The following is a 6,687-nucleotide window of genomic DNA, read 5'->3' as shown; positions in this document are numbered from 1 at the left end:
CTAAGTATTTTTACTTATTCATTCGGGCCTAGCAATGTACTATACTATGTAGTGTTATTGAAGTGCGGAGTGTGGGTATTAACATCCGAAAAAGCTGTCTGAGCAAAAGAAGGCGCGGGAGCTAGCATCGGCGCTGCGGTTCCGGCAACTGTTCCCAGTGTTAATAAAACAGATGTACCAGATTTAATGCGATGTAATACAGACATTTTTTGATTCTCCAATTTACACAAGCTTTTTATTGAGGACAAGGCAGCTTTTGATAGGCTGATTTATTTCTGCCCAACTAGCTTTTTCCCTCAGTTATGTAATCATTGTTGAATATTTTAATTTTTTGAGGAGGGAAGATACGGTCTTTTAAAATAAATATTTTGATGCTTCTTTGGGAATTTTAAAATGCTTAAATTCTTTAAAATCCTTATGTTGCTTATCTCCCTTATCTACCTTGTCTCTGCAATAAACAGGATTTAGGGACCAATACTCCGGACAGTTTTTGAGACAGAGGCTGAAATCCTCATTCTACCGTTAGCATTTGACCTCACTGAGAAGGCTGAAACTCGCATTCTGCCGTTAGTGATTAAAAATAGTCCGGACTATTGTTTCTGATACCACAGATTACCCCGCAGTTCCCAACAATCGAGCGCTGCCTTGTAAGCAGGGGATACCCTTTGCCTTTGCTCATTCGTAACAAGTTAAGCTTGTATGGCAGTTGTCAAGAGGGTTTGAGAAGATGTATCAAAGAAATATTGGTCCAGGCCTCGCTCGCCCAATTATTTGTCAATTCTATCGTTCGATCGTACCAACGCTCGCAATCGATCGTGCGCTCCCCGACGCTGCCGTGCGCTGGCGGTGCAACTATTATCTCGCGCCCGCCACTGTTATCTCGCGCCCGTCACTGTTATCGATCGCAGTGCCACGCCAATCGAGACCACAACTTATTAATAATGATAATCGCTGTTGGTGGGAGAGTCGGCTTACGGCGGACTCTCCCACCCTTACCCCTTATTTGATTATCATTATTATTTAATTATATTTCTGCCTAAAGGAGTATTGACAAAATCTACTCCCTTCTAACTTTTTGCCAATGGCCCTTGCTTAGCTCAGCATTTTGGTCTATACTGGTTATCATAAGTAACCACACAAAATTAATTACATAAAGACTCCTTGCTAGGCAAGGGTTTCAGTAGAAATAGTGTGTAATTAATTAGGAACTACTACTTAGTCACTCAAACTACTGTATTAAACTATGCCATCTCTATCTTCTTCTCTATCTTCTTCTCTATTTTCTTCTCTATCTTCTTCTCTCAAAAATCTTTTTTCTGCACCTGCCGTCACTTCAACTCCTGCCCACGTTGCACGGAAGAAAACCTGGAAATTATTTAGCTGCTTAGCGCTGGGAGCGACTCCTGCAGCTTTAGCGAGTACCCTGTTCTCATCGCCTGTACTGGCGCAGACTGTAAACGCCACCGTACCCGTAACGCTGCGCGTACCCAACGTGCTTCAGCTTCAGACGTGGGGTAACATTAATCTGACTTTAACTCCTGCACAGATGCTAGGTGGCACCCCTAACGCATCAGGCGAATTACTCCTGCAAGCAGGCACGACAACTGGAAGTGACCCTTTAACGGCCACTGCACCAGCAGGTGCTAGTGCGGTAAACGTACCCATTAGCCCACTTTACTATGTTTGGACAACTAGCTCTAAGGGAGCTAATGTCAACGTTGACGTAACAGATGGTAAGGGTACGCTGACCAATACAGCCACGAGCGATACTATGACCATGACTGTGACAGCGGGCGCTACAGCGAATACTGGAGGGAAAGCTACTGGTATGGGTAACAACCCATTGACTGGAACAGCTACCCTCACCTTCAATCTAACGAATGCTAAAACAGCGGGAACTTATACTGGCGGGTCAATCACAATTACGGCTACCAACCCGTAGTGATTTCCATGCAAACTGAGCTGGGAAGAGAGGAGAAAAACCAGCTCGTTTGTACAAAGCTTTTACGCTAGCAATATCGGTGCTAACTCTGCCGATATTGCTCTCTTTACTGTTCGCACCTTCAGTAACTAAAGATAGAGCAGTCATAAAGCCGAGGAAAGCTCTGGCTATTTTGAGATGAAAGAAGGCAGGTATAATCTTATGAAAAAGCTCAACTCACTAAATGTAAAATGGCAAACTTGTCTGGCTGCAATGGTCGCTGCTGGCTGTTTTCAGGCAAATGCTTTAGCTATGCCCCCATCCTCTCGGCAAGATGAACCTTATCGTTTATTAGTTAGCCCGAAATTAGTCTTACCCTCTATTAGCTCATCAGAATTTTTATTAAGTCCAACCGTTCAACAATTTTCTACAAGGGAGCAAATGTTGAGGGCTGCTCCTCAAATAAACACTCAGTTAGTTCGCTCGCTTCCTTCTCTTTGGCAAATGCGCGTACCCGCAAATCGGCCGCTACAATCTGTCTCTGTTAGCTATGACTTAATCGCAGGAAACGGGCGCAGCAATTCCCTCAGCAATCCCGAACATCCCCACTCGGAAATTAAGGTGGCATTACAGGCTTTGCCGCCGATTCGAGTATCCCGCGAAAATAATTTTGATATTATCGAGGGAGGAGTGGAGTTTAGATTGAACTTAGAGCGAGCTGAAGTTGCAGGAGCATACCAAGGAACTTTAAGAGTTACGGTACAAGTTCCTTAAAAACTACAAACTACTAGAGAAAATGCACTATTTGAATAAAAAATTGTTCGGGGCAATAGCTACAATATTGGGAGCGATCGCGATTGGTAGCGATCTCGGAATTGCTGGCAATTTTGCCGTGAGTCCGCCCCGGTTAGAGTTGCAGATTGACTCTTCAGGGAAAAACGAATCTATTCGGTTAATAAATAGTGATTCCCAACCGCTTGAAATTCAAGTCTCCACCTCTAACTGGGTGCAAGATGAAAACAATCAAGTACAAATTGTTGATTCTACAGAGAAATCCCTAGATCGGTGGCTGTTGATTAATCCATTGCGCTTTACAATTCCTCCCGGAAAAACGCAAACAGTCCGCATTGCTGTACGCCCCCGCGTCAAACCAGAAGAGGGAGAACATCGAGCCATGATTTTCTTTGAGGAAGTCCCCTCTGCTAAGAATAAATCGAGTGCTGCGATCGTTGTTGGTCGATTGGGAGTCGCAGTCTACGGCTATGCCGGTAATATTAAAAGAATTGGTGTATTAAATTCTGTTCAAGTGGAAGATAAAGGTAATCCAGTTACAGCTATTTTTGATATATCCAATCAAGGAAATGCTCACATTCGGATGGCGGGAGAGTATGCAATTTGGTCTGCTGACAAATATGCGGGTGCGGCAGCAACAAAACCCATCCCCAATGTCGCCGCAAAAGATGTAAAATTACCCGATGGAGTCTGGGAAGCAAGCGGTTTACCAACGCTCCCAATTTTGCCCAACAACCGCCGCAAACTTCCCCTCAACACCACCAAAAAGCTTCCTCCCGGCAAGTACGTTTTGGATATTAATGGCGATCTGAGTGGTACGCCGATAGATGAGGGAATTCCTTTTACTATTGCTCCTAGCGCCCAAGAGCTAAGGATTCACAATTGAAAGCTTGTGTTTTTATTCGCTAGATTTCAACTTTAGCGAATAAATTTCCTTGCCCAATTGTATTAATGAAGGCTAGCAATGACTCTATATGTTATCCCTAATTCTCTCTCTGACGCCTCCTATTTTATTTCATAAATCAGAGGCGATTAATACTGTCAAGCAGCTAGAAAAATTTTCATATTCGCAGCCGCAACCTGCCACCTTTAACAGCAATAACAGCTTATTGGTACAGGAAAATGCCCCTAGTAATGAAGTTAAGCTACTGCCCGAAACGTTATTACTAGGGGTCATTAGTCGAGGCAAAGAAGTCGGCAATCTAGAAGTTTTAAGAAATGAGAATACCTTTCTCATTCCTCTAGATGATTTTGCTCAATTAACTGGGATAACTGTAAAATTTTCTGCTAACGGCGGCATCGAAATTAGCACGCCTTTAGGCACGACGAAACTAGAGCCGAGCGATTACCAAACTATTAACGGCCTCATTTACCTGACCGATACGCTCATTGCAGAGAAATTAGCCACACCGATTGAGTTTGATGCTTCAGAAGTTGCTCTGATTATCGATTTACCTTGGCAGCCGAATGCTAGGTCAGCTTCGCAGCAAACCGAGCTTAAAGCTGAGGTACGCCCTCCCCAAACCAGCTTTTCCACTGTGAGAGAAAACCTGGATTTTTCTCAAAATGGTAATAGCAGTTCTCTGCTCAGTTCTACAGTCTTGGGAGGGCGGCTTTGGGGTGGAAGTTGGCGCATCCGTGCAGATAACAATTTTCAGAATCGACAAACACTCACTGAATACTTTTGGTATAAGCGGGAAGGCGAAGTTCGCTATCAAGTAGGCAGACAGGAGATTGGATTACATCCCCTGCTGTCAAATCTGGATATGACAGGGGCACAAATCGCCTATACCAACCTTCCACCTGGGCGTTTTTATGAAACCAGTCAGGGAACTGAACTTTTGCCTAGGCGAGCGGCACCACTGCGGACATTTCGGGGCCAAGCTCCTCCTGGGAGTTTTGTGCAACTGCGAGTTGATGGTACTGTTGTTGCCCAGCAACAGGTCGGGCTGAATGGAGAATACCAATTTTTAAATGTTAATTTATCTTCCGCAGTCAACCAAATCGAATTCTTAATTTACGATCGCAATAATTTCAACTTTCCTGCTGAAATCCGCCAGCTAAGAATCGGTACTTCCGATCTCTTGCTACCCGCAGGCGGATTTGTTCACTTGGCTGGGGCGGGGGTTAGTGGTAACTTGTTCGATAAGCTGAATATAGGCAGAGTCAACTCTGAACCAGCCAGTCAGCCAACTGCTTTTTATCAGTTTAGGCAAGGCTTATCTGATAATTTTACAGTGGAAACTGGGGTGCAAAATGCGCCGGATAGTCGTAACGAAGGCGGTTCTAGATTGCAAGCAGAAGCAGGTTTTATTTGGCAAGTTGCTAACCCGCTCACTTTAGCTGCTTCTGTGGGTACCTCGAATGGAAAAACAGCTTACACTTCAGAGTTACAAGCTCAGCTTCCGCCCTGGCAGTTCTTCGCCACCTCTCAATTTTTTCCAGCCAGCTACCTGTCTAGCAATCAAGAAAAAAGCCGATTTGACCACAGTGCGAACCTCAGTTATAGAGTAAGCGATCGCTTGGCTTTGGGCTTAATTGCCCGCAGTCGCCAGGATGAAACAAATTCTGCTCAATACCTGGCACCCGTTTTTAACTGGCGTCCTATGCAAGGTCTTTATTTAAGTGGCAGACCCGATCTAGATGGTCGTTATGTATTGGATACGTTTTACCAGCTTAATAACGCCGTTAGGCTGTCTGCCAATGTCACGGGCGATCGCAAATTGGTAGATGTTGCTTATAGTTTGAGTTTACAAGATCAACTCTCTTTAAGTGCGGAATTTAGCGGGAATCTTTCCACTCGCTACCGTGCGATTTATAGTTATACTCCTTTCACCCTTAATCGCCTCAGTTATCGCTTAGGCGTTGTCGCTGATGAAACGGGAGCAGTAAGGCCGATTATTGGTGCGATTTTGCCTGTATTTTCTGGTGTACTGCTTCGGGCTGAGTATCAAGGTTTGCCCGGTAGAAGTTCATTTCAAAGCTTTAACTATCAACAATTAATTGTGAGTTTAGTTGCAGGTTTTACTGTCGATCAAGGCAGATTTATTCCAGCTCAAAATAGTGCTATCGGTCAAAACCGGGGTCAAATTACTGGTCGCATTCAGATCGAAGGGGGCAGCAATTTGCCGGGTTTAAAATTAGAGGGTGTTGAAATTGAGGTCAGTCGCGATAATCTCCTTACGCGCACTAAAACTGATTCCCAAGGGAATTTTTTGATCGGCAATTTACCTGAAGGTGTTTATCTTGTTGAATTAGACCCAGAGCAATTACCTTTTGCCTTAGTTCCTGTGAAAACCACTTATACCGCCGAGGTTGCGGCTGGTGCGATTACCAGTTTATATTTTACGGTCAGGCCAGAATTTGGGTTAGCAGGACGAGTTCTGGATGCAAATGGCAAATCGGTGGCAGGTATCAAAGTTGAGTTGCTCAATGCCACAGGCGAAGTTATCAAAACTACTGCCACCGATCAGTTTGGCTTGTATCGGATTGATGGTGTCCCCATCGGCCGTTATACACTAAGGATAGCACCTCAAAATTTACCAAATTCCTCCTTAAGTTTACCCACGCGAACGTTAGAAATACGTGATGATTTTTTATTTGATCAAGACCTGCAATTGCCTAATTCTGGAGGTGGCAGTTCCATTCGTAACCAGTGAGAGTTATTAAATGAGTCCATCTATAAACAATAGTCCGCACACTTTTTATATAGCCCAATGGCTTATTCTCGCTTGACTTCGCAGCCCCTGTGGATAATTAAATCAATGTCAGCTCCACCCCAGACTTGCATTTAATTCGAATTTTTTATGATCCTTGCCCCGCGTAAGCTTGTAATATCGTTCCAAAAACTGTCTGGAGTATTGAGGGACAAAGCCGTTTGATATTAGTTAACTATATTAAGGATCGCGAATTAAATAACTTACAATTTTAATTGTTATTGTGGGATGGGCGTCCCGCCCGTCCTTTTTGGACGG

Annotated in this window: 5 protein-coding genes; 4 read left to right on the top strand and 1 reads right to left on the bottom strand. The window is 44.1% G+C overall.

Annotated features, from left to right (window positions below):
* Window positions 1-44 precede the first annotated feature (44 nt).
* Window positions 45-206 carry a hypothetical protein gene (locus tag QUA16_RS34960; RefSeq protein ID WP_333109217.1) on the bottom strand — a complete coding sequence of 54 codons (162 nt, stop codon included), beginning with the start codon at window positions 204-206 and terminating at the stop codon, window positions 45-47.
* Window positions 207-1,243: 1,037 nt separating this feature from the next.
* On the opposite strand from QUA16_RS34960, the gene QUA16_RS34955 reads away from it, so the two are divergent.
* The 4 genes from QUA16_RS34955 to QUA16_RS34940 all read left to right on the top strand — a co-directional run bounded on the left by QUA16_RS34955 (window position 1,244) and on the right by QUA16_RS34940 (window position 6,372).
* Window positions 1,244-1,942 carry a hypothetical protein gene (locus QUA16_RS34955; RefSeq protein ID WP_333109219.1) on the top strand — a complete coding sequence of 233 codons (699 nt, stop codon included), beginning with the start codon at window positions 1,244-1,246 and terminating at the stop codon, window positions 1,940-1,942.
* 201 nt (window positions 1,943-2,143) lie between these two features.
* A complete protein-coding gene (locus QUA16_RS34950) occupies window positions 2,144-2,695 on the top strand; it encodes a hypothetical protein (RefSeq protein WP_333109220.1) in 552 nt (183 codons plus the stop codon).
* 22 nt (window positions 2,696-2,717) lie between these two features.
* Window positions 2,718-3,599, top strand: coding sequence for a fimbria/pilus periplasmic chaperone (locus QUA16_RS34945; protein ID WP_333181727.1), 882 nt, complete (start codon window positions 2,718-2,720; stop codon window positions 3,597-3,599).
* Between the two features lie 88 nt (window positions 3,600-3,687).
* Window positions 3,688-6,372 carry a carboxypeptidase-like regulatory domain-containing protein gene (locus tag QUA16_RS34940; protein ID WP_333109223.1) on the top strand — a complete coding sequence of 895 codons (2,685 nt, stop codon included), beginning with the start codon at window positions 3,688-3,690 and terminating at the stop codon, window positions 6,370-6,372.
* Window positions 6,373-6,687 lie beyond the last annotated feature (315 nt).

It is taken from the genome of Microcoleus sp. S13_C3, from assembly GCF_036700905.1.
Classification (GTDB): Bacteria; Cyanobacteriota; Cyanobacteriia; order Cyanobacteriales; family Microcoleaceae; genus Microcoleus.
This window is presented reverse-complemented; position numbering and strand designations above follow the sequence as displayed.

Excerpts from the sequence above, each read along its gene's own strand:
- QUA16_RS34960 (WP_333109217.1), bottom strand. The coding sequence starts at position 206 with ATGTCTGTATTACATCGCATTAAATCTGGTACATCTGTTTTATTAACA.
- QUA16_RS34955 (WP_333109219.1), top strand. The coding sequence starts at position 1,244 with ATGCCATCTCTATCTTCTTCTCTATCTTCTTCTCTATTTTCTTCTCTA.
- QUA16_RS34950 (WP_333109220.1), top strand. The coding sequence starts at position 2,144 with ATGAAAAAGCTCAACTCACTAAATGTAAAATGGCAAACTTGTCTGGCT.
- QUA16_RS34945 (WP_333181727.1), top strand. The coding sequence starts at position 2,718 with ATGCACTATTTGAATAAAAAATTGTTCGGGGCAATAGCTACAATATTG.
- QUA16_RS34940 (WP_333109223.1), top strand. The coding sequence starts at position 3,688 with ATGTTATCCCTAATTCTCTCTCTGACGCCTCCTATTTTATTTCATAAA.